Raw genomic sequence first — 20,781 nt, 5'->3', positions numbered from 1 at the left:
CTGGTTCCAGGCTGTCGAAGCAGGATTGCTTCGACGTACCCAGTATCGCAAAAGCAAAATCTACTGTCAACTATCGGTCAAATCTAATGTGACCACAAGTTGATTACTGCCATAGCTCCATCTGCTCGGCGGTGATGTCGACCACGGGTATTCCTGGTGTGCGTGAGTCCAAGGCGTTGTCAGGATCTCGCAGGGTGTCGGATAGCTTGGCGAACCGTGCTCGATCAGTAGCGGTGCGCTTGACGTTGAAACTCTCGTCCACAACGTCGTTGACCCGTGCCCACTGATTCCAGGCGAAGCTACGGCCCAGCCCTACCGTGGTCGTCGTGCTGGGGAATCCATCGGCATTGCGCACCAGGTCTTCCCATGAGGCACCGAACTGCACCGCGTCGAAACGACTGTGCTTGCCGGTGAGCGCGTTGCGTTCCAGCAACAGGGCACGCTCCAGCAGATCCGGGTGATTCGCGGCAAGCCAATACAACTCCCAGTGCTTGGAAGCTGGGCAGAAAAAGCAGGCCGATTTGATCGGCACCAGGTCTGCACCGAGGGCCTGGGTGATCGACCGTACGCAATCGCGCCGGGTCCAGCGGACCAGTTGCAAGGGATAGACATAATCGAAGTCGGCGTCGGCTGGTTTGAGCGCCTTAGACCGGCGCAGGTCGGCTTTGCCGCAGTCATACCCGATCAGCTTGACGATGCGCTGCCCGGTTGCCTGGGCATGCTTCCAAAGTGGGTGGGGGGACCTGGCGTTGGGGCCGGAGCGAGCGCCCTTGAGAAACTGATCCTGGGGCACCTGCTTCCACTTCACCGAACAGGACTTCATGCCAAAGGCCAGGCTGGGCAACGTTTCGTTGGCCATGCAGTTGCCGTAGAGATCCTGGTAATCAGTGGTCGGCTTGGGCTTTTTCCGGCACACGCTGACAGTCGGCCAGCCCCACGCCCGCAGCACGGAATCCATCGCCTCGATGTGGGCCAGCGTCTCGGGCTTCTCTGCGCCGGTGTCGGCAAAGGTGATGATATCCGGGCGCAACCCTGCCGCGTGCAGAGCTACCAGCATGGCCGTAGAGTCCACGCCAGATCCGAAACAGACGGCCAGCAGCCGCCCTGCCAACGCAGTGCGCAGGGCCTCGACCTGGGCCAGGGATAAAATGGGCTGAGCGCTGTCCGGTGGACAGCCGCGGCTGATCGCGTTCATGCGTACTCCTTCGCAAGTGCCCGGAGCGGTTGCCGCCGCTGGATCCGGGCACTGTGGGGCGTGATTACTCGGTGTCGTCGCCTATCAGGTCGCACAGGCTGGGGGCCAGATCGACAATGGCCGGCCTGTTGTTCGGTCCTGTCACCTCAAACACGCAGGCGCTGTCGGGATCGCCATCTGCAATACGCGATTGGAAGTAGTGGCGGGCACAGGCCTGTGCTGCCGCCCGGTGGTCGCCTTCAACGTCAACATCAACAGTCCATACAACTCGATAGCTAGGCATTGGGGTTTCTCCTTCGCAGTGCCGGAGCGGTTGCCGCCGCGTGTACCGGCTAGGGTTACTTGTCTTCGAAATAGGTGGGTCGCTGGGCCAGCTCGCGGGCAATCAATTCATCCGCAAACAATGGCGCTTGTTTCTCTATCCGCCGCTCAAGGTTCTTGCGCCGTACCTTGCCCTTGGCCTCGTCGCTCCAGCGCCTTACCGCTTGCGAGGCTGGGAAGTCCAGGCAGACGCCATAACCTGCTGGGCGGGCCTCCCACGCCTTGCGCATTTCCTCGGGGAGCTTCTGCCCTGCCGGCGCCTCGATCACCAGCAACTCAAAGTCGCCAGGGCAAGGCAGGTGAGGCATACACCAGCGCAGGGAGTAGCGCCACATGGGCGGCGCTACCTGCTGGGCATTGCCAGCCATCAGACCAAATCCCAACTCGCCTGATCCCAGCCCGGCAGCTTGGACTGGGCTATGCGGCGAATTTCATGCAGCGTGCGGAATGCCTGGGTCGCGTAATAGTCGGGGTTTTGATTGGACTGATATTCCAGGCACTGGATGAGCTTGAGGACTTCGAGCGGGCTGGGCTTGCGCACAGTTTCATCCAGGCCGAACAGCTCGGCCTTGAACGTTTCGCCAGGGTAGCGCGTGCGTACGGAGCGGATGTTTTCGTCAAGCAGCTGCTGGCCTTGATCGGCAAGGATCTGGTAGGTGGTTGCGTCCGGCTTGCCGTTGCAGCGGAACATGAGAATGGCGGAGATGTGAAAACGATTGATGATATAGGCGCTCATGGAAACTCCTTCGCAGTGTGCCCGGAGCGGTTGCCGCCGCTGGTTCCAGGCTCGCTGTCGAGGCGGGATTACTTCGACGGATTCAGTATCCCAAAAAAAACCGCTTGCGTCAACTTTAAGTCAAATCTATATTTACCATTAATTGACTTTCTCGCATGCGAGAATCTTGTCCGTTCGTGATTTATAAGCTACAATCAATCCCATGAAGACAATTAAACAAACCGCCACGTACAGGAACTGGGAACGCAAGCTGCGAGACAAGCAGGCCAAAGCCATCATCGCTGCGCGAGTCTTCCGCGTTGCGCATGGTCTGCTTGGAGACGTTCAACCAGTGGGCCAAGGGATCAGCGAACTGCGTATCCACCACGGCCCCGGCTACCGCGTGTATTTCCAGCAGCGCGGTAACCAGCTGGTCCTGTTGCTGTGTGGTGGGGACAAGAGCAGCCAAGCGCGGGATATCGAAACCGCCAAGTCCTTGGCCAGCCAGTGGAGTGACGATGAATGAAAGAACAATTTTACGACTACGACCCCGCTGATGCGCTGACCGATGCTGAGTCCATCGCGGTATTCATGGAAGACGCATTCGAAACAGGCGATGCGGCCTATATCGCAAAATGCCTGGGTGTCGTGGCCCGCGCCAAAGGGATGACCGCCCTTGCCAATGAATCTGGCCTTTCCCGCGAACACCTTTACCGGTCGTTCTCGGACAAGGGCAACCCGACCTTGAAAACCCTGCTGGCCGTGATGCGTGCCGTTGGCCTGGACCTGACAACTCGCAAGCACGTTGAACCGGCACACTAACAACCCAAATGGAGTCGCTATGAACACGGATCTGATCGTCAAACGGATTTTGCTCACACCCGTGGCAGCAGGCTTTGGGTGGCTCGTTGCCGCCATGATTCTCATAGGGCTAAAACTGGCCTTCCCGACATTTTCAAGCACATGGATTGAGCGCGCTGGCCCTATCGGCGCCATTGTGGGCATCGTCATTTTCTACGCGATGACCTGGAAGGAAGGTCGCTCGGCCAAGCGGGAGGAATAGGCCCATGCCGAGAATAAGCCTTAGCAACAGACTGCGTGACTGGTCTCGCTTATGGATACTGCAAGGCGACGACATTTCCTGCCAGGAATGCCGGATGGCAACCCGAGCCAGTGAACCGGACAGAATATTCGTGCATGGATATGGGTGCAGCCTTCAAACCCCAAACCATCAGTTTCCTTGGCGAGATCTGGCTGAGGCAATGGCCAAGCTACCTGGTAAAACCAAAGCTGCCCGTGCTCAAGACCCCTGCTATTACGTGAAATAGGCACCATCCACACAAGGAGTATTTGGCACATGGAAAACATCGCTTGCATGACCAAAAGGCCGCGCTACGCCCTCGCTTGGGCGGTATGGGTGGGTGTCGCCGCGTGGGCATCGCTACATTCCCCCTACCCTGGATTCACTGGCTGGGACTATGTGTTATTCGCCTTCCTGGTCATAGTCCCCAAGGGGATTATGGGTGACTTCCCTGCGATGACGGATCTTGATCTGACGCCGGAGAGAAAACGCCGCTACATCTACACGCTGATCACGCTGGGGCTTTTTGCCTGTTTGCTGTCACGGCACGTCTCCATTCTCGACAGCCCCCTGGTGCGTGTATTCATCGGCTGAATCAACTGTTCAGAGCGCTTGACCGCAGGCGCTCTTGCAGATCTGCTTTAATGCCGAGCGTTTGGGCGCGGGAAACAAACGCTTTTCAAAGCAGCAGCCGCGAAGCGGATGCCGCCCTGCTCTTTGGGAATGGAAGCGCGCCACCGCTGGGTGGATCTGCTCGGCAGCCTTCGGTAGGACGCGGTAAGCCCGGACTATCCAGAGCCAGGCCGCGTGCAAGGGGACCGTGGAATACCGCAGGGAGCGCAGCGAGTGAGGATATGCCGCGAAAGCCCCTTGCAGGCAAGGCCTGGTGGCGGATAGGCCATTGGGGCGTCCGCTTCCTGCCGAGGGCTGTTGAGCTAGCCGCGATGGTCCCTGGAACGACCGGCAAGCGGAGCGCGCAGGCCGAAGGCCGGAGGCGTGAGGATGGAAGCCCGCAGGGCCAAGACCCGGCGTGCTTTTGGCCGGGGCTTGGTTCACGACAGCCGCCCCCCGGATGGGGGCACGCCCATGGCGCGCAGGCCCATTTACCCCAGCGTTTACTGGTGGATTACTCAAAAAATAGTTGCCATACCTGTCAACTCTTGCGACTATTAACCCAGTCAGATGATCTTTGCGAGACCTGGCAAAGCGGCTCCTAACCGCGATGCCGAAGAAAACCGCCCTCCTACGGCGGTTTTTTTTCGCCCAAAAAAAGCCTGGTCAACCCCTTTTGTGATGGCACAGCGACAGCGGAGCCGGTAATATCGCGGGCAGTCGTATGTGGCATGTTTGTACCGGGTGGGGTGCCCCCGTTCTAAAGATTCAAAACACTGCTGGGGACGCGGGCCTAGGAATCCGCGCGGATTTGATCCCTGGTTAACATCAGCCCCGCCCGCGTCTCGCAGAGATCATCTGACTTGCTATCTCGTCGTCGGCCTGTGTTCCGGAAAAGCTGCGATAGAGACAGAGGCCTGCACCGTGAGGGTCCTTGGAATGCATAAATTCCTTAAAGATCTCACCATCCAGGTTGTTGCAAAGCTCCTGGTTGAGTGGATCCGCGATAGTTGGAACGGCTAACACCTGACTGACGGAGGAACCCGCTGCGGCCTGGCCAACGCGGGTTTTCTTTTGCTCGCTACCCTCCCCTCTCCTTGTCCAGCTGCAACCACAGTTCGTCCTCGATGAACTCGGCGTACCTGTCCACCAACTCGGCGCACCCGTTGCGTCCCAGCTCACTGGGTTGCCCGTCAGCGTCGTACGCCACGCCCGATTCCACTCGAAACTCCAGCTCGCGGTAGCCCTGGGCATCCCAGTCGCTGGTCCAAAGTCCTGGGTTGGACTCGGCCTCGATCACATCCAGAATCTCACATTGGATGACGCACGACTCGGCATCGATATGCACCTCATACACGCTCGCCTCCCGGCCCAACGGGGCCGTGGGTCAAACAGGGTCGGTGTCACTTTCCAGGCTGATTGCGGAGGCGGGCTTATCCTCGCGTAGCGCAATGTAAACGGCGTGGCGCACCTTGCCTGCGGGTGTTAGTTCCGCGAATTTCACTTCGCACACCAGCTGCGGGTCTACCCACACCACGGCGACACTCAACTTTGGCGGCGCCTGCAGTGGGGGTGTGGTCCGAATCAAGGGGCGTAGCCGGTCCATGAGCCTTTCCAGCTCGCGCCCTGTGAAACCGGATCTCACACGGCCAGCGTACTGCAGCTGGCCGGCGTCGTCGTGCAGGCCGATCAGCAGCGAACCGATGCCGGCAGAACTTCGGGTGAAGCCGAGGACCACGAACTCTTGGCGCTGCTGGCACTTGAGCTTGATCCATGAACCGTCGCGCTCCCCCACGTATGAGCTGCCCAGTCGCTTACCGACGATGCCCTCGATCCCGATTGCGCAAGCGCTGGCCAGCAAGTGGGCCGGATCCGCGTCGAGGGTTTCGGAGAAGCGGACCTGATCAAGATCGACCTGCTCCAGCAGCACGCGCAGCAGGTCCCTTCGCTGCTCGACGGGCCGTGGCCGCAGGTCCACGCCGTCTATGAAAAGCAGGTCAAAGACGTAGTAGATCAAGCGGTCGGTCTTGCCGGATGCAAAGGCCTCTTGCAACGCCTGAAAGGCTGGACGGTCATCATCGTCCTGCACCACCACTTCACCGTCCAGCCAGGTGCCACGGACGGGAAGCGACTGCAGATCCTGGGCAAGTCGCGGCATGCGCTTCGTCCAGTCATAGCCGTTCTTAGTGAACAGGCCCACGCCACCATCGATGCGCGCAAACATGCGGTAACCATCAAACTTGATTTCGTACACCCAATCGCCGCGTGGTGGCCTGGTTAGCAGGCTGACCAATTGGGGCTGGATGCGGTGTGGAAAGTTCTTGGCTCCTCGCATAGTGCTGCGCCTCATGCCGGGTATATGCGATGGATGCCTGGTAGCGTTGAAAAGGTCCACCGGCCCGCCCACGGGCAAAAAAAACCCCGCTAACAAGTAGCGGGGCCTGCAGCTGTGTTACTTATCAATCAAGGTGGTCACGAATCCAGAGCCAGGCCCTGTAAACGTTTGTCAGCTTGGCCAGGAAATCAGCCACGTTGACCACCTCTATGAGACGCTTTAGCGTTTTCATAGAACCCCCAAAAAGGTAGGTCCCTGGCCCGCCGCACTTACCGGACAGTGCAACGGTTTCACTGATCAGCCCCGTAAGGGTGTTGACGCTATCAGCGAACCAGAGTGTTCATCGGCCCTCTCCATTCCCGGCGCGTTGTCCAGACGCGGTGGAAAGGCCCCCCAAGGCAGCAAGCCGCCCGGTGCTTTACTTCATACTGCAAAAACCATGACCGAAAAAAGCCTTTTTACGTGTTTGTGAAGTTTATTTTTCCGAATGACGACGGGGGCTTGACGATGCCTAGCAATGCCGCTAGGTGGCGGCAACAGGCTGATAAACTGGGCATATTCGCCCAAACTCCCAAAAAAATTGCGTTAGCCAAAATGATGATCGCTTTACTCGGTGCTTCGGTGAATCTTCCGATGATCAATTTTGATCATTGCGCCGGTCGCTGTTCGGCTATTGCGCAACAGTACCACTGTATTTACTATCGGCCTTGTTGACGCTATCAGCGAACCGCGAAACGAACGTCCATTCGATTCGCACAAACGAACCGCCCGTCCAGGCGGTTTTTTTGTGCCCGAAATTCGCCGCCGACTTCGCCGGTGAATTCGCCGGTCAATTCGGCGTTCGGTGCGTAGCAGCGCCTATCATAGGCCGTTCGTTCCCAGGTTTGCACGAACACCATGACCGAGAACGACTATACCTTCGCCGGTGTGGGCTGAGCCTTTTATACCAGCGGCTCTAGCCGCATCGCTCGACCTGAATTACTGTATATGGATACAGTAATTCACGGTGCCTTATGAACGCGCTTACTCCCCTCCCCCTCGCGGCTTCCGATCAGCTGCTGCAGGTGCTTGCCGGCTGTGCTGCAGGCGGCTTTCCGAGTCCAGCAGCTGACTACTACGAGCCACCGCTTTCCCTGGATGAACTGATGAACATCCGCGCCCCGCATGTCTGGATCGTCCAGGTAGAAGGCGACAGCATGCGCGATGCCGGCATCTTCGATGGGAGCCGCCTGGTGGTCGACCGCTCGATCACGCCCAGCTCTGGCCATATCGTGCTGGCCTACGTCGATAACCAGCCGCTGGTGAAGCGGCTGGCCAGGTCGCCGGCAGGCTGGATTCTTGAATCGGCAAACCCGGCGTACAAGAGCATCGCGCCCAGCGAGTACGGCACCATCGAGGTGTTCGGGGTTGTGACTTGGGATCTCACGCAGCATGCACAGTGAACCTCGGCCCGTCTTCGGCCTGGTGGATGTGAACTCGTTCTACTGCAGTTGTGAGCGCATTTTCAGACCGGAGCTACGGCAACGCCCAGTCGTTGTTTTGAGCAACTCGGACGGTTGCATTGTGGCTCGTACGAACGAGGCGAAAGCCCTTGGGTTGAAGATGGGGGACCCCTACTTCAAGGTGCGCGGCTTCTTGGAGCAGAACGGCGTCGCCGTTTTCAGCAGCAATTACACGTTGTATGGCGAGCTGAGTCATCGCGTGGGTGTGGCCATCGAATCCCTGGTACCGGACTGGGAACGGTATTCGATTGACGAACTGTTCGTGCGACTCGACGGGCTACCTGAGCCGATCATTGATGTAGGCCGGGCGATTCAAGCCCGAGTGCTGCAGTGGACTGCCCTACCGGTAGGAGTAGGCATCGGCCACACGAAGACCCTGGCAAAGGCGGCGCAGCACGCCTCGAAAGTGTGGCGAGAGAAAACAGGCGGCGTGGTCGACCTGCGCAAGCCCGAGGCGGTCGAATGGCTGCTCCGGCGAATGCCGGTTGATGAAGTGTGGGGGATCGGTCGCCGTATGCGTGACAACCTGGCCCGCGACGGAATAAGCACGGCCTGGGAGCTGTCGCAGGCCGAAGCGCGAGCGATGGGCCGCAAGTACAGCGTTGTGCTTGAACGGACCATCAGGGAGCTGCAGGGCGAATCCTGCATGGACCTTGAACAGTCCACGCCTGCCAAGCAATCGATCTGCTCAAGCAGGATGTTTGGCCAGCGTGTGCATACGCTCCAGGGCCTGCAGGAGGCGCTGGCGACCTACATTCACCGCGCCGCCGAGAAGCTGCGCCGGCAGCGCTCGCTGTGCGGTGCCCTGCGCATCGGCATCCAGACTTCATTCCATGGCGACGGGCCAAAGTACGCCAACGCGGCTACCTGCATACCCGCATACCCAACTGATGACGTTCGGCAGCTGACTAAGTACGCGCTGCAGGCGGTAGGGGAGATCTATCGGCCCGGCTTTGCTTACAGCAAGGCCGAGGTACTGCTGATGGATCTGCGCAAGCGGGGGGAGTACACGCAGGACCTGTTCAGCCCGAGCCAACCCGAGCGCTCGGACGCTCTGATGGCCACCATGGACAAGATCAACCGACGATGGGGCCACGACTGTTTGCGGACTGCCGCAGTCCCGCTGACGCCGGATTGGGGGATGCGGCGAGCATTGCTAAGCCCCAGTTACATGACCAGCTGGGACCAGCTGTGGAAAGTACAATGCCGGTAATTCTCGCGTGCGAGAATCAGCTTTCGTCGCCATGCTACGGATGCCGAGCTGGTGGGAAGGCTGGAATATTCAGGCCACGCGGATCTGAACTGGCATCCCAAGACCACCAGCCGGTTGGCCCGTAGTGCTGGGCGTAGTAAGCGCATTTGACCTGCTTGCGGGCCAGGTACTTCGGATCCTGACGGCCATACACTTCCATCGGCACCTCTCTGCCGGCGCCGACGTCCATAAGCCAGAAATCGGGAAAGACCTGCTCCTGCCCTGCATCGAATCGCATGGGTTTGACGAACCGGCGCCCTTGCTCGCGCAACAGCGCCTCGATCACACCCTCGTAGCCAGATTCAATGGGGATCCATTCATCACTGACGACCATCAGGGCGACGTTGAGCGCCTGGGCTTTGCTGGCTGAGGTGGGCTGATCGGTCTGAACAATAGCGATGACGCGCCGGCCTTCACGCCAACCGCGCAACGCAGCCTCGTAGCTCCGGGCGGTTCTCTGCCAAAGATCGCCGTCAGTGAACAGACGCGGAATACCGTTGAAGCCGGTGATGGTGATGTACCGGTCCATGGTCTGCTCGCGTTCCTCGGAGTAGCCGGCCAGCGGGGCAATGACGACCAAGCGGCGGCTGTTCCTCATTGCGCTGGCCACCTTGAGGCTGTTGGCGTCGGCCTGCTGGCCAGCTGAGTTCGTCGCAATGACCAGGGCATCGCCAATCCTCATGCGCGAAGCCAGCATGCGGTCGGCAGCTTGCTGCAGCCGACTGTGAATCAGCCCGAGGCCGCGCTTGCCGGCCATGCCTGGCACCCACTGATTGAGGCCCGCTTCGCTCCATAGCAGATGCAGCAAGCCGCCCAAGGTCATCGCCGGCTTCGTGGGCTTTCCGCTTGATGGGGCAGGGGCGGTGCCCTCCATCGGCTGAACTTCTGCCGGATCCTTCTTGCGCAGCGATAAGGTGAGTTTGACCTTGAGGTCCCCGTCCTTGGTTTCCTCGACCACACCTTTGCTGTAGCCGCCTAAGCCAGACTTGTCGGGGTCGGGCGAGTAGTACAGGCAATCAAGCGCATGCTCGGCGCCGGTGTGGGGATAACGGGATAGGTGGAACGAATCCTTATCTGACCTGTGCCGTACGGCCAACCTCCGCGTGCCTTTGCCTGGGCACAGGCAGCGGACCAGGGCATGGCCGTGTGCCTTCTGCAGCACGCCTTTCCACTGCACCGCATAGCTTGGCTGGGTCTGGTAAGCCTCCGAATACTGCTCGGCCTTTTCGCCAAGCCCGATGCTTACCGCATACCGTTGATCTGCCATAGCTGCTTCCTCCGTGACGCTGTGAAATCTCCTGTGCTCGATGTACAATGAGCACGTGGATTTTTGCTCCTTCGCAAAAACCTAGAAACCCGCAAGCATTGCCGTGCTGCGGGTTTCGTCTTTTTGGGGCCTGGCTAAATCAGGCCTTGAAGTCGCCAAGCTCGATGACTGGCGTAGCCTGTGCAATGTCGATCTGCGTGGTGCGACCATCAGCCGTACGAAAAGCCATGTTCATAGGCGGTGCAGGATCGTCCTGCAGCTGGGCCACGCAGCGCTTGTTCAACAACTCGAAAAGCCACTCGGCATCATTGACCGCATCCACCGGATCACGCGGTAACGCTTGCTGCAAGCTGTGCCTAAACCAGTTCGAGCTGGTGGGATCGGCCAACGCAGCTGCAATATCACTGTCCGCCTCGCTGGCCACCAGTGCCTTGTCTACCGGCTGAGTTGTCGCCTGGATGGCTAACTGATCGATGGCACGCAGTTCATGCTTGGTCGCCTCGTCCAGCCCGCTGTCGAAGTTGGTCAGCTGGGTGAGGGCGGTCAGTTGCCACCAGGCCGAAGAAACACCCTCGTTGCGGTCCACACCGTTGGGCAGCGCCAAGGCACCGGTCAGCTCGACCAGGTGCTGCTTGGCGGATTCGATCAGCGTCCGCTGCAGCTGTGCATAGCGCTCGTCAGACATGATCGACTTCCCCAGCTGCCGGTTCTTGCTTGGCCTCCAGGGCCGCAACGACGGTGCAGTGGTCGAGCGATACAGCACCGGACAAACCAGCAACAAAAATCACGGCTTGGCCACACATCACCCACGCTTTGCCTCGCGTTTCGTCGCGGTGCGTTTCACCCTGGCCATATAGTTCTTCGTAGCTGACCAAGGCGCCATGTGGGTAGTCGCTGTTCCAGTCGAAGCACTGGGCCTTGGCGTGCAGCTCCTGTTCTTCGAAAGTCCTGTTGCTTGGCTGTGGCATCGTGAATCTCCCTGAATGATGATCGCGGTTAGCTGTTGTTGTGCGGAATCGACGGCATATCAGGCAACATGCCGTCCAGCGATTCCTGGGCGGGTGGGTCCATGCCAGGGCCTGCAGGCAATTGAATGTCGCCGTCTTCCATCGTTGGCAGCTGCTTGAGCTTGGCATTGCCCAAATCGGCCTGGTCCTCTGTCGAAACCAGCACCCGTGCGTTGAATAGGGCGTACTGCAGATTGTCCCGCTTGTCGGCCCAAGCGATGCGGCTGTTCACCACATAAGCGAGCGTGCCACCGCGTTGGCCACCTACGCTGATGGTCTGGATCCAGTTGTGCTTGGTCAGAATGGCGATAGCGCGTTTTGTGGTGGCCACCGATGTTTCCATCAGTTTGGCCAGCGTGGCCTGGCTGATAATGAGCGCGCCTTGCTTGTCCATGTGCTGCACCAGGATGTGCATCAACTGGGCAGCGCGGGGAGCCTGCGCTGTCAACGCGGCCCATGCTTCGTGGCCAGCGCGTTCAGTCTGCACCCAAGTGCCGCGCTGAGCAGGCTGCGCATAGGCGCGGATCTCGTTATTGTCACTGGCCATTGGGCCTCCTACAGTGCTATTCCTTGATCGATATCGAGCAAATTTGTCAGATATCGTTCATGAGTCACGCATACCCTAGCTCATATGGTGAGCGATGGGTAGCTCATACTTGCACGTTATCTCTCAAATCTTGTGCGATATCTCTCACGAATGAGCTAGGGGTAGCTCACGGAGGGGGGGTAGCTCATAGGGTGAGCTAACCTAGCTCACGGATAATGAGCTAGGGGTAGGTCATAGATAGTGAGCGATGGTCGCTCACGGATCATGATCGGAGGTTCGTGCATATGGTGAGCGAGGTGCTGCCCTGCAGGCCACGTATTACAAGGGCTTGTAGTCGTCGTTCTTATGATCTCCTAACGCTTGCTCCATTTGTATTGGCTGTTAGGGCCTCAAAGTCGCCTGGCCGGCGGCGGCCAGTCGTGAATGGCTGACAGACTCCGGCTTCGCCTGCGCTAGTCAACCATTCCCGACCGGCTCGACTGAAAGCTCGTCACGAATACGCATGACAGTTGTGGTTGAACAGTTGGCATGGCGGGCCGTGGCGCGGATCCCGAGGTTGGCACCCAGCAGCTCGCGCACACGCTTGCGCAGATCCTCGTCCACGGGCCGGCCCTTGTACACACCCGCCGCCTTTGCTTTGACGATGCCCTGGTGCTGTCGCTCCCGGCGCTGCTGATAGTCCTTACGGGCAATTGCCGCCATCATGTCGATCATCATGTAGTTGATGGCCGACAGCATGCGGTCTGTGAATTCATCGTTGGTGGGCAATGTCATGCCCTGATGGCTGGTCGGCAGATCGATGGCGACGATACGCAAACCTCGCTGGTCTATCGCGCCCTTGAGTTCCCGCCAATCCTGATCGCCCATGCGCGATAGTCGATCGATACTCTCCACCAGCAACACATCGCCCCGCCTTGAATCTTTCAATAGTCGGATCAGCTCGGGTCGGTTGGCATGCGAGCCGCTGGCGTTCTCCATGTAACTGGCTGCAATGGCGAGGCCGAAGCCGGCGACGAATGCTTCCAGCTGATCACGGGCGCGGCTAGCGTCTTGATCATCGGTCGAAGCTCGTAGGTAAGCGCGGATGAACATTGGGGATACCGTATCAGTATGGGTGTACTCAAATCAGTGTATCAGAATGGGTGTTTTTTTTGTTTCTGCGCCGAAGGGGCAGGGCAGGACATATCTGTGCCATATGGGGTATACCCATAAATGACGGCCTGATCTACTGGTCCCCCGAGTGACGAATTAGAGGGCGGTCCAGGTCGCTACCACTGCGACCATGCCATACCTCATGAATCAATTCGTCACTTCAGGGACCGCTCGCGTGGATCAGCCAACCAGCCGGCGATATTCCTGATACAACCGGGCCAGCACCGGTTGAGCGGCCTCCAGTTCTGCAAGCTCTGCAGACGTAACCTGGCGATGCTCCAAGGCGCTGACCACGGGCGCGGCCAGCTTTTTGGCTTCGTCCTCGCCGTGGTCTTTCACGATCTGGTCATAGCCGCCTGGGTATCGGGCCATTCCTCCAGCCTGGTGCAGGTCGACCAGAGCCTGCTGATCAGCTTCGTGCGCTTGCTTCAACTTTTCAGTCCAGCCCTTTCGGTCAGCCAGCTCTGGCCCGAATGTTTCCAGCAATTTGCTATCAGCCAGGATGCGCAGCGAGCGGTTAATGCCCGCGAAACTTTCCTGCAGCGGCTGCAGTAACTGAGCAAGGTCCTTTTCTGTCGAGGTGGTCATGGGTCAACGTCCTTGGTGGTCATGGAATGGGTCTGCCAGTACCGCAGCCTTTCGGCATCGGCCTCCAGCACGAAGCGGTCAATCATTTCGGCGGGTGCGCAGATCTGCGCGCACCGCCATCCTTCCGGCGTTTGTGTGAGGTAGCTGGAATAGATCTTGTCGCGAATCGCCAAGGCACGCTGCTTGGTAAGCCCGTGTGCATTGGCGACGGCAACAAGGCCCTTGCCTTCGACCAGGATCTCGAAGGCAACGTCGAGGCTGCGTGAGTGCATTTTCGACTTGGTGCGGATCCGCTCAAATTCCTCACGCGGTATCCGCAGGTCCTGGTCAGTGTGGCGGACGCTCATTCAGAATCTTTCCAGCGCTCGGCCAGCTGCTTGCGTGCTTCCTCCAGCTCGGCCTTGAGGTAGGTGTTCTCTGACGAAAGCGTTTTGACCTGGGCTTCAAGCACGGTGTTGGCTTCGCGCAGTTTGCCCAGCTGGTCATCGAGCAGGGTTTGTTGGGTCGATGCCTGTGGACCGCCCTTATCCGCGCCTTTTTTTGATCCGCCGTTATGCACGCGCAAGGCCTTGGTATTGCGCAAGGTGGTTCGCACTTCCTGGCGAAGGTTCAGATCCAGATTGTCCTCGGCGCGCTGCACCAGATCAGCCGCGGCTTGTGGGTCCAGACGTTCCAACCGGCCAATATCATTCACCGTTGAAATGTCGGCAGTAACACCACGGGTCACGGCTTCCCGGCTCGCACCATCACGGGTGACGTTTTCGAGATAGGCTAGGCGCTCGGCAACCCAGTTGATGCTTTTCGACCAATCCTCGGCCACCTTCTCCAAGGTGCCCAGTTCTTCCTTGCTCTCTTTCAGAGCCAGGGCGATATCCAGTTGGCTGAGGTTTTCGCTGTGGACGTTCTCGGAGCGTTGGATACGCTTCGCCTGAGCGTCGGTAAGCTCTTTGACGACGGCCTGAACCAATACGCCTGCGATGATGCAAGCCCGATAGCGGCGCTCGCCGGCCACCATCAGAAACTTGTACCCGGACTCTGGATTCGGGTGCGGACGCAAGACACAGGGTTCGATTTGGCCATTGGCCAAAATGTCCTTAGCCAGTTCCTCAAGCGATTCTTGAGAAAATCCCGGGTTGTCCTTGCGGCGGATCTGCTTTACGCATTCGATCTCGCCAGGGCTGATCGATTCGACGCGGGAACCATCGTTGATAGCCGGGCGTTTCTGGAAGTCTGAAAGCTTTTGAGCCGTGGCTTTAACCACACGGCCAAAGGAATTTTTCTTCTCGGTCATGATTCAATCCTCACGCTGAAAAGACCTTGCTGAGCACCGCTGCACAGGCCTTTTTCATTTCCTTTCCTGCGTCACGCTGACTGCCGCTGCGAGCCTTGCGCCACACTGGATTGCCATTGGCGAGTGCTTTGTTGATGCAGGGGCGGTGGGTGATCTGCTCGTTGAACATGGCATCGCCGTGTTCTTCACGAAGGCTTGGCAGGATCTCAAGCTCTTCGGGTGAGCGGCTGTTGATCAGATTCGGCATGAATCCAAGGAAACGCAGGGCAGGGTTGTACCGCTCACGGACGGTTTCAATGGTGGCCATCAGCTTGGGCATGCGCGCCAAGGTGAAGGCACTGATGTTGAAGGGGGTGACAACCGAGTCCGAGGCAGCTAGCGCGGCAATCATGCGGCGCTGCAGGTTTGGTGGAGTGTCGATCAGGCACAAATCGAACTCGCCATTGAAGCGGTCCAGGGCTTTGCCGAGGTTGGTCACCACATCAAGATCCATGTCGTCCACATCGAGCAGGGCAACATCGGCCTCAATCAGCCATATGTTCTGCGCGACCTGGCGCGGCTGGTAGCCTTCATGTTCATTGGTGAACAACTGGCTAGCAAGCAGGTAAGGCGTGTCGTCGTCATCCTCGATGGGCGGGAAGAACTGCGACAGATCGCTCTCGTCCAGGTCGAGGACAAGCACACGCTTACCCTGTTCGGCGGCGTAGCAGGCCAGGTGGGCTTCAAGGGTGGTTTTGCCAACGCCACCCTTCTGGTTCGCAACGGCTGTGCGTTTCATGGTGACCTTCCTGTTGTCTCCGGTGAAGCGGTTGATTGAAAGTGGGATCATCCTTCCATTAGTAAACCCCGTAGTCAACCCCTAAAAAGGGTTTACCGGGATTTTCTCGCATGCGGGAAATTGATAGGGGTCACGTATTACGCGGCAAGCATTCTCGCGTGCGAGAAACGCAGGCAGCAGTATTGCTACACTGCGCGCACGTCAGCATGGGTCGTGCGGGTTGGTTTCCTTGCGCTCGGTATCTGTTGGCCAGGGTGACAGCTGGGGCGGCTCCCAGCTGCTCACCCGACCTCCCTGCATGACCATCTGTCGGCTCGTTTGAGCACTTTTCCATTTCTGCTGTCTTCTGCTCGTGGTGTATCGCCTGCGATACACATCGCCCGGAACGGACCCGGTGCCCGCCCGCATTGCAGATGCAGAAAAATGGATATTTTCCTTTCTAAACAGTTAGTTAACCAATACAGACGCTTACCAGGCCTTGGCCAGGGGCTTGTCCGTTCGTCGAGAAATGTGATGGACCCGCAATTTCTAGCGATGAAACATTGATTTCGTGAAATGAAAGCTCTATTGTAAATCACGAAACACGGATTTCATGGAATAAAACCCGAAAGAGGGAAGAAATGAGAGGTGGGATCTAGAACAAAATCGAAGAGGACTCCAGTATCGCCCCTGTATTTGGCCACTAGCTGCCCAGGGGAAGAGATGCAGAGCCTAGACAAGAAAGAACTGGCGGTTTTCGCCGTCGCCCAGCCGGACTATCGAGTTGTTCTAAATGAACGCTCGGAAAGCGACGGTCGAAAATGGGAATTAATCATTGAGAGTCCTTCGACAGGACAACGTTTCAGTGTAGTAACCGCGTTAGGGAAGACCAGGTTATTTAAGAATGCCGATACTGCTATCGACTTCATCAAGGAAACCTGCCCTAACAATCCAAATAAGGCAATAACCGTAACGTACGGGGGTTCCCCGTCATGATGAAAGAGGCAATGGTATGCAACTCTCTGCTCGCAAAACTCAACGCAACGTAGGTATCAACAACAAACAAACCTGGCGGACCTGGCTCAAGGACAAAGCCACTGCAACCCTGAAACAAGTTCTCTCGCAAAAGACTCCATCGCACAAGGCATTGATGCGCGATGACTGGATGGCCAAAGCCACCAAGATCGCAGTGTTGGGGTCGCTGTTCTCCTTCGCAATTCTCCCTGAAATCGCCAACGCGGCAATGGATTTCAGCGGCCTGAAAAACCTGGCCAAGGACGTTGTGTCCTTCCTGATCTTCGATATCGGCTACTACCTGGGCATCGCAGCCATTGCATTCTGCGGCTTCCAGGCCAAGTCGGGCCGTATGTCGTGGGGTCAGTTCGGCTGGGCCGTTGCCGGTGTGTTCCTGGTGTTCTTCTCGCCAAACCTGGTCGATACCATCAAAACCGGTGCGCAAACCGCATTGAAGTGAGGTAAGCGATGGCCGAGTACGACGACCTTGAAGAAGGTGAAGTGCTCGTATTGGCAATGGCCCGACCATCTATGGTCGGACCATTCACACTGTCGAGCATTCTTATAAGTCTGATAGCACCCGTGCTGTTAGCACTGTTGATTCGTTCACTGTATCCGTTGGGGCTTATCCCAGTCTTGTTTGTCGTTTCGTATTGGATATGCAGCAAAGACGTATATCTGTTCGGAGTTTTACAGGCAGCAAGTAACTTGAAAGCTTCACGGTTACGCAAACTTTGGGGGTATCGCAGTTATGCGCCTCGTTGATAAAGCATTCAAAAAGCTGACGCGAAATATGGATCTTTCGCTCGGTGTTCAACATCCAGAAGCTGCGGCGCTGGATGATGATGAAATGCTGGTGAGCGCAATGGTGCCGTATGACGTTCACTACGATGACGAAACCGTTATCACCAGCGAGGAAGCGCTGGTGCAGGTCATCAAGGTGGACGGCCTCTTGTTCGACTCGCTTTCAGCCGAGCAGATCAAGCGTTTCGAGCAGCAGCGCAACACGGTGTTCCGCACCATCGCAAGCAGTGACCTGACTGTCTACGTCACGTTCGTACGCCGCAAGGTGACTGACTTTCCAGACGGCGTTGGCGGTACCTGGTTCTCCCAGCAGTTCAACAAGCGGCTGCGTCGCCGCTACGAAAGCCGTGGTTTCTACATCAACGATATCTACATTTCGTTGGTTAGAAGGCGCTTCCGCGCGGGCATGCCTGGCCTGATGGATCGGGCCATCGCGCTGATGACCGGTACCGAGGCCAGCAAGAACGAAGCCGAATCGCTGGATGCGATGGCTGACTCGCTCTACAAGGCGTCCAACCTGGTACTGCGCAGCCTGGCCGACTACGGCACGCGCCGCCTGCGGGTTCAACGGCATCCTGAGTCGCGCATGGGGCGGGTTGATCGTGAAACCGCGTTCAATGCCGTCCAGCGCTTCCAGCTCCAGTGGCACGAGTTCAAGGCTGCGGTCGGTGATCACGAAGTCTACGAAGCAGAAGCGGTGCATGACTTCCTGGGTGAGGAACACTGTGAGCTGAGCGGTTTCTTCAACTACCTGATCAACCTCGACAATCGCAAGGTGCCGGTGTCGGACCTGCTGATCAGGGAATCGCTACCGTACGCCCGCCTGAATTTCCGGGTGCTGGCCAATATGTGCGAAATCCGGGGCAGTACCGAATCGAAAATCGGCGCGATGCTGAGCATGGGTGAGTGGCCGCGCCGCACGCCCTCGCGGATGCTCGACAAGTTCCTGCAGCAGCCGGTGGAGTTCATCATCACCCAGTCGTTCACGTTCCAGAACAGGATCGAGGCCGAGCAGGGCATGCTGGACGAAACCCGCCGCATGACGGTGGATGACAAGCACAACATTTCGGAGGATGACCAGAAGGAACTCAAGCAAGGGATCAGCGACCTGCGCCGTGGCAACGCGGTCAATGGCGCACATCACCTGACTATCTTCGTGCATGTGTCGTCGCTGCCGATGACGACCGAAGCAAACCGGGAGATCAACCGCAAGCGTCTGGATCATGCCGTGGGCCTTGTAGAAGGCTGCTTCGTGGAAATGCTGGTCAAGCCAGTGCGGGAATGGTTCGCCCTGGAAACCTTCTTCTGGTCGCAGCTGCCGGGCCAGAAAGAGGCCCTGATCGGTCGCCGTGGCAAGATCAAGTCCAGCAACTTTGCCGGCTTCGCTTCCCTGCACAACTACGCCCGTGGCCGTCGCGACGGCAACCTGTGGGGGCCTGCGATCACGGCTTTCGAAACCGAGAGCTACACGCAATACAACTTCAATTTCCATCGTGAAATGGAAGGGATGGTAGCCGGCCACCTGGGCATGGCAGCTGATACCGGCATGGGTAAAACCACGCTGCTGGCCATGTTGATTGCAGAGGCCGACAAGGCCCTGCCGCTGGTGTTCTGGTTCGATAACCGCTACGGCGCCAAGGTCTTCATGAAGTCCATGGGCGGCGTCCATACCACGCTTTCCCCGCACAGCCACATGCGCTGGAACCCGCTCAAGCTGCCCGATACGCCAGAAAATCGTGCGTACCTGGTGGACTGGCAAGTCCAGATGCGCGAGTGCTACGCCTCGACGCCAACCAGCGCCGAAGATATCACCCGCTTCAAGGCAGCAGTGCAGGAGAACTATGACCTGCCGTTCGTAGACCGCCGCCTGCGCAATGTGGTCTGGACCTACGGTCAAGGCGAGCTGGCCGACATTATGGCCATCTGGCATGGCGCCAAAGGTGTCACCGGCGCCAATGCGGGAGTCTTCGACAATGCCGAAGACTCCATCGACTTCACCCAAGCGCGGCACTACTGCTTTGAAATGATGGAACTGCTCAAGGGCGGCGAGGCGCGGCCTGAACTGCCTGTCGTCATGAGCTACCCGCTGCACCGGATCGAGCAGGCCATGAATGGCCGGCCCTTCATCCTGGTGCTGGAGGAAGGCCAGAACCTGGTCAAAAACGAGTTTTGGCGGAAGAAAATCGACAACTTCATCATGCAGATCCGCCGTAAGAACGGGCTGATTATCTTCGTGACGCCGGATGCCAAGTACTTCCGCAGCGAAACGGACTCCATCGATAAACAGACCGTTACCAAGATCTACCTGGCGAGCGACCAGGTGAAAGATGAAGACCACGAAAACCTGACGGTGGCCGAGCGGGAATGGCTGCGCAAGCTCAATCCGAAAGAACACAAATTCCTGATCCGTCGTGGCCGGGAATCGGTGCGGGCTTGCTTCGATCTCTCGTCGGATAACCCTGATGAGGACCTGTCCGATTTCATTCCGGTCCTGTCCTCGAATGACGTTGGTGTCGCCCTGATGGATCAGATCATCGAGCGCCTTGGCACCGACGATCCAGCGGTCTGGGTGCCTGTGTTCATGCAGGAAGCCAAGGCCAAAAACACCCACAACTTGAAGGCGGTTCGATGATGACAACTATCAAGAAACTCGGTTTGGCGGTCGCGGTGTCGGTGGCCATTGCTGGCCAGGCGCAAGCCACGGGCGTGCCCACTGGTGACGCCGGCACTTGGGCTGGTCTTGCGCAAAACCTGGCTGTGCTGCAGCAGCAGTACCAGACGCTGAAAGATCAGTATGAAACGCAAGGCAACATCCTGAATAACCTGCAGGGCACTTATGGCCGTGGCGCCATCGGCCTGAACGAGTCGATCAACTCGGCCTCGGTCGTGCCGGGTTCCTGGCAGGAAGTGGTATCCCGCCAGAACTCGGGCGCCTATGGCAGCAAGCAGAGCTATTACGAGCAACTGATCAACACGCTGCCGCAGGAGCTGTTTGCCTCTCCAGACAGCAGCCGCGCAAAGGACTACCAGTTGAGTTCTAACTCGGTCGTCGCTGCGCTGTCCGCTGGTGACGCGTTGTACAGCGAGGTCCAGGTCCATTTGAACAACCTGGCCACCCTGTCATCGCAAGTCGATCTTACGACCAATGCGAAGGACGCCGCCGACCTGCAGAACCGTATCGCTACGGAAAACGGCATGTTGACCTCGGCCCAATCGAAGCTGCAGGCCCTGAACATGAACCTGCAAGCGAACCTGGCCAACCAGGAAAACCAAGCCACGGCACAGAACGAACAGTTCTTCCGCTGGAAGGACGACAACTGATTCTCGCATGCGAGAAAGGA

24 protein-coding genes are annotated in these 20,781 nt (G+C 58.1%); 9 read left to right on the top strand and 15 right to left on the bottom strand.

Going from position 1 to position 20,781, the window contains the following annotated elements:
- Window positions 1-103: 103 nt before the first annotated feature.
- The 4 genes from QMX84_RS13605 to QMX84_RS13590 all read right to left on the bottom strand — a co-directional run bounded on the left by QMX84_RS13605 (window position 104) and on the right by QMX84_RS13590 (window position 2,252).
- The gene (locus QMX84_RS13605; RefSeq protein WP_282364017.1) at window positions 104-1,195 is read right to left on the bottom strand and encodes a hypothetical protein; all 1,092 of its coding nucleotides are present in this window, start codon (window positions 1,193-1,195) and stop codon (window positions 104-106) included.
- 64 nt (window positions 1,196-1,259) lie between these two features.
- Entirely contained in the window at window positions 1,260-1,478 is a 219-nt protein-coding gene (locus tag QMX84_RS13600; protein WP_280044012.1) for a hypothetical protein, read from the bottom strand.
- Between the two features lie 55 nt (window positions 1,479-1,533).
- A complete protein-coding gene (locus QMX84_RS13595; RefSeq protein ID WP_282364016.1) occupies window positions 1,534-1,884 on the bottom strand; it encodes a theronine dehydrogenase in 351 nt (116 codons plus the stop codon).
- Entirely contained in the window at window positions 1,884-2,252 is a 369-nt protein-coding gene (locus tag QMX84_RS13590; RefSeq protein WP_256806710.1) for a hypothetical protein, read from the bottom strand. Before QMX84_RS13590 ends, QMX84_RS13595 begins: the two co-directional genes overlap by 1 nt.
- 202 nt (window positions 2,253-2,454) lie before the next feature.
- Between QMX84_RS13590 and QMX84_RS13585 the strand changes: the two genes are divergently transcribed.
- The 4 genes from QMX84_RS13585 to QMX84_RS13570 all read left to right on the top strand — a co-directional run bounded on the left by QMX84_RS13585 (window position 2,455) and on the right by QMX84_RS13570 (window position 3,906).
- A complete protein-coding gene (locus tag QMX84_RS13585; RefSeq protein WP_028692294.1) occupies window positions 2,455-2,757 on the top strand; it encodes a type II toxin-antitoxin system RelE/ParE family toxin in 303 nt (100 codons plus the stop codon).
- Entirely contained in the window at window positions 2,754-3,053 is a 300-nt protein-coding gene (locus tag QMX84_RS13580; protein WP_028692295.1) for an addiction module antidote protein, read from the top strand. Before QMX84_RS13585 ends, QMX84_RS13580 begins: the two co-directional genes overlap by 4 nt.
- A gap of 19 nt (window positions 3,054-3,072) precedes the next feature.
- Window positions 3,073-3,294, top strand: coding sequence for a hypothetical protein (locus QMX84_RS13575; RefSeq protein ID WP_282364015.1), 222 nt, complete (start codon window positions 3,073-3,075; stop codon window positions 3,292-3,294).
- 294 nt (window positions 3,295-3,588) lie between these two features.
- Window positions 3,589-3,906: a hypothetical protein gene (locus QMX84_RS13570; protein ID WP_282364014.1), complete on the top strand. Its 318-nt coding sequence runs from the start codon at window positions 3,589-3,591 to the stop codon at window positions 3,904-3,906.
- Between the two features lie 1,099 nt (window positions 3,907-5,005).
- On the opposite strand, the gene QMX84_RS13565 is transcribed toward QMX84_RS13570, so the two are convergent.
- Together QMX84_RS13565 and ligD are read right to left on the bottom strand one after the other, a co-directional pair.
- Complete coding sequence (locus tag QMX84_RS13565; protein ID WP_282364013.1) at window positions 5,006-5,281, bottom strand: hypothetical protein; 276 nt, start codon at window positions 5,279-5,281, stop codon at window positions 5,006-5,008.
- A gap of 30 nt (window positions 5,282-5,311) precedes the next feature.
- On the bottom strand, window positions 5,312-6,259 hold the full coding sequence (ligD, locus tag QMX84_RS13560; protein WP_282364012.1) for a non-homologous end-joining DNA ligase: 948 nt from the start codon (window positions 6,257-6,259) through the stop codon (window positions 5,312-5,314).
- Window positions 6,260-7,272: 1,013 nt separating this feature from the next.
- Here ligD and umuD point away from each other — a divergent pair.
- Window positions 7,273-7,701: a translesion error-prone DNA polymerase V autoproteolytic subunit gene (gene umuD, locus QMX84_RS13555; RefSeq protein WP_282364011.1), complete on the top strand. Its 429-nt coding sequence runs from the start codon at window positions 7,273-7,275 to the stop codon at window positions 7,699-7,701.
- Entirely contained in the window at window positions 7,691-8,974 is a 1,284-nt protein-coding gene (locus QMX84_RS13550) for a Y-family DNA polymerase (protein WP_282364010.1), read from the top strand. The genes umuD and QMX84_RS13550 overlap by 11 nt, the downstream gene beginning before the upstream one ends.
- A gap of 34 nt (window positions 8,975-9,008) precedes the next feature.
- Here QMX84_RS13550 and QMX84_RS13545 read toward each other — a convergent pair whose 3' ends face one another.
- The 9 genes from QMX84_RS13545 to QMX84_RS13505 all read right to left on the bottom strand — a co-directional run bounded on the left by QMX84_RS13545 (window position 9,009) and on the right by QMX84_RS13505 (window position 15,643).
- A complete protein-coding gene (locus tag QMX84_RS13545; protein ID WP_282364009.1) occupies window positions 9,009-10,280 on the bottom strand; it encodes a DUF1173 family protein in 1,272 nt (423 codons plus the stop codon).
- A 139-nt stretch (window positions 10,281-10,419) separates the two neighbouring features.
- Entirely contained in the window at window positions 10,420-10,965 is a 546-nt protein-coding gene (locus tag QMX84_RS13540; protein WP_282364008.1) for a hypothetical protein, read from the bottom strand.
- Window positions 10,958-11,248 carry a hypothetical protein gene (locus tag QMX84_RS13535; protein ID WP_051555725.1) on the bottom strand — a complete coding sequence of 97 codons (291 nt, stop codon included), beginning with the start codon at window positions 11,246-11,248 and terminating at the stop codon, window positions 10,958-10,960. Before QMX84_RS13535 ends, QMX84_RS13540 begins: the two co-directional genes overlap by 8 nt.
- 28 nt (window positions 11,249-11,276) lie before the next feature.
- Window positions 11,277-11,834 carry a helix-turn-helix domain-containing protein gene (locus tag QMX84_RS13530; RefSeq protein ID WP_256824074.1) on the bottom strand — a complete coding sequence of 186 codons (558 nt, stop codon included), beginning with the start codon at window positions 11,832-11,834 and terminating at the stop codon, window positions 11,277-11,279.
- A 456-nt stretch (window positions 11,835-12,290) separates the two neighbouring features.
- A complete protein-coding gene (locus QMX84_RS13525) occupies window positions 12,291-12,926 on the bottom strand; it encodes a recombinase family protein (protein WP_028691927.1) in 636 nt (211 codons plus the stop codon).
- Window positions 12,927-13,166: 240 nt separating this feature from the next.
- Complete coding sequence (locus QMX84_RS13520; RefSeq protein ID WP_282364006.1) at window positions 13,167-13,574, bottom strand: hypothetical protein; 408 nt, start codon at window positions 13,572-13,574, stop codon at window positions 13,167-13,169.
- Window positions 13,571-13,921, bottom strand: a complete 351-nt coding sequence (locus tag QMX84_RS13515) for a TrfB-related DNA-binding protein (protein ID WP_102886345.1) — start codon at window positions 13,919-13,921, stop codon at window positions 13,571-13,573. The genes QMX84_RS13520 and QMX84_RS13515 overlap by 4 nt, the downstream gene beginning before the upstream one ends.
- Window positions 13,918-14,865 (bottom strand): ParB/RepB/Spo0J family partition protein, encoded by a 948-nt coding sequence (locus QMX84_RS13510; RefSeq protein WP_282364005.1) that lies wholly within the window; start codon window positions 14,863-14,865, stop codon window positions 13,918-13,920. Before QMX84_RS13510 ends, QMX84_RS13515 begins: the two co-directional genes overlap by 4 nt.
- A 10-nt stretch (window positions 14,866-14,875) precedes the next feature.
- A complete protein-coding gene (locus QMX84_RS13505; RefSeq protein ID WP_102886343.1) occupies window positions 14,876-15,643 on the bottom strand; it encodes a ParA family protein in 768 nt (255 codons plus the stop codon).
- A gap of 991 nt (window positions 15,644-16,634) precedes the next feature.
- On the opposite strand from QMX84_RS13505, the gene QMX84_RS13500 reads away from it, so the two are divergent.
- From QMX84_RS13500 to QMX84_RS13490, 3 genes are all read left to right on the top strand, one after another.
- Window positions 16,635-17,096: a TrbC/VirB2 family protein gene (locus QMX84_RS13500; RefSeq protein ID WP_282364004.1), complete on the top strand. Its 462-nt coding sequence runs from the start codon at window positions 16,635-16,637 to the stop codon at window positions 17,094-17,096.
- Window positions 17,097-17,387: 291 nt separating this feature from the next.
- A complete protein-coding gene (locus QMX84_RS13495; RefSeq protein WP_282364003.1) occupies window positions 17,388-20,072 on the top strand; it encodes a type VI secretion protein in 2,685 nt (894 codons plus the stop codon).
- A complete protein-coding gene (locus QMX84_RS13490; RefSeq protein WP_102886338.1) occupies window positions 20,072-20,761 on the top strand; it encodes a type IV secretion system protein in 690 nt (229 codons plus the stop codon). The genes QMX84_RS13495 and QMX84_RS13490 overlap by 1 nt, the downstream gene beginning before the upstream one ends.
- Window positions 20,762-20,781: the final 20 nt, after the last annotated feature.

Source organism: Pseudomonas sp. PS01297 (assembly GCF_029959305.1).
Classification (GTDB): Bacteria; Pseudomonadota; Gammaproteobacteria; order Pseudomonadales; family Pseudomonadaceae; genus Aquipseudomonas; species Aquipseudomonas helleri.
This window is presented reverse-complemented; position numbering and strand designations above follow the sequence as displayed.

What these genes read in the sequence shown, in the direction of transcription:
- QMX84_RS13605 (WP_282364017.1), bottom strand. Translation starts at nt 1,195, where the DNA reads ATGAACGCGATCAGCCGCGGCTGTCCACCGGACAGCGCTCAGCCCATT.
- QMX84_RS13600 (WP_280044012.1), bottom strand. Translation starts at nt 1,478, where the DNA reads ATGCCTAGCTATCGAGTTGTATGGACTGTTGATGTTGACGTTGAAGGC.
- QMX84_RS13595 (WP_282364016.1), bottom strand. Translation starts at nt 1,884, where the DNA reads ATGGCTGGCAATGCCCAGCAGGTAGCGCCGCCCATGTGGCGCTACTCC.
- QMX84_RS13590 (WP_256806710.1), bottom strand. Translation starts at nt 2,252, where the DNA reads ATGAGCGCCTATATCATCAATCGTTTTCACATCTCCGCCATTCTCATG.
- QMX84_RS13585 (WP_028692294.1), top strand. Translation starts at nt 2,455, where the DNA reads ATGAAGACAATTAAACAAACCGCCACGTACAGGAACTGGGAACGCAAG.
- QMX84_RS13580 (WP_028692295.1), top strand. Translation starts at nt 2,754, where the DNA reads ATGAAAGAACAATTTTACGACTACGACCCCGCTGATGCGCTGACCGAT.
- QMX84_RS13575 (WP_282364015.1), top strand. Translation starts at nt 3,073, where the DNA reads ATGAACACGGATCTGATCGTCAAACGGATTTTGCTCACACCCGTGGCA.
- QMX84_RS13570 (WP_282364014.1), top strand. Translation starts at nt 3,589, where the DNA reads ATGGAAAACATCGCTTGCATGACCAAAAGGCCGCGCTACGCCCTCGCT.
- ligD (WP_282364012.1), bottom strand. Translation starts at nt 6,259, where the DNA reads ATGCGAGGAGCCAAGAACTTTCCACACCGCATCCAGCCCCAATTGGTC.
- umuD (WP_282364011.1), top strand. Translation starts at nt 7,273, where the DNA reads ATGAACGCGCTTACTCCCCTCCCCCTCGCGGCTTCCGATCAGCTGCTG.
- QMX84_RS13550 (WP_282364010.1), top strand. Translation starts at nt 7,691, where the DNA reads ATGCACAGTGAACCTCGGCCCGTCTTCGGCCTGGTGGATGTGAACTCG.
- QMX84_RS13545 (WP_282364009.1), bottom strand. Translation starts at nt 10,280, where the DNA reads ATGGCAGATCAACGGTATGCGGTAAGCATCGGGCTTGGCGAAAAGGCC.
- QMX84_RS13540 (WP_282364008.1), bottom strand. Translation starts at nt 10,965, where the DNA reads ATGTCTGACGAGCGCTATGCACAGCTGCAGCGGACGCTGATCGAATCC.
- QMX84_RS13535 (WP_051555725.1), bottom strand. Translation starts at nt 11,248, where the DNA reads ATGCCACAGCCAAGCAACAGGACTTTCGAAGAACAGGAGCTGCACGCC.
- QMX84_RS13530 (WP_256824074.1), bottom strand. Translation starts at nt 11,834, where the DNA reads ATGGCCAGTGACAATAACGAGATCCGCGCCTATGCGCAGCCTGCTCAG.
- QMX84_RS13525 (WP_028691927.1), bottom strand. Translation starts at nt 12,926, where the DNA reads ATGTTCATCCGCGCTTACCTACGAGCTTCGACCGATGATCAAGACGCT.
- QMX84_RS13520 (WP_282364006.1), bottom strand. Translation starts at nt 13,574, where the DNA reads ATGACCACCTCGACAGAAAAGGACCTTGCTCAGTTACTGCAGCCGCTG.
- QMX84_RS13515 (WP_102886345.1), bottom strand. Translation starts at nt 13,921, where the DNA reads ATGAGCGTCCGCCACACTGACCAGGACCTGCGGATACCGCGTGAGGAA.
- QMX84_RS13510 (WP_282364005.1), bottom strand. Translation starts at nt 14,865, where the DNA reads ATGACCGAGAAGAAAAATTCCTTTGGCCGTGTGGTTAAAGCCACGGCT.
- QMX84_RS13505 (WP_102886343.1), bottom strand. Translation starts at nt 15,643, where the DNA reads ATGAAACGCACAGCCGTTGCGAACCAGAAGGGTGGCGTTGGCAAAACC.
- QMX84_RS13500 (WP_282364004.1), top strand. Translation starts at nt 16,635, where the DNA reads ATGCAACTCTCTGCTCGCAAAACTCAACGCAACGTAGGTATCAACAAC.
- QMX84_RS13495 (WP_282364003.1), top strand. Translation starts at nt 17,388, where the DNA reads ATGCGCCTCGTTGATAAAGCATTCAAAAAGCTGACGCGAAATATGGAT.
- QMX84_RS13490 (WP_102886338.1), top strand. Translation starts at nt 20,072, where the DNA reads ATGACAACTATCAAGAAACTCGGTTTGGCGGTCGCGGTGTCGGTGGCC.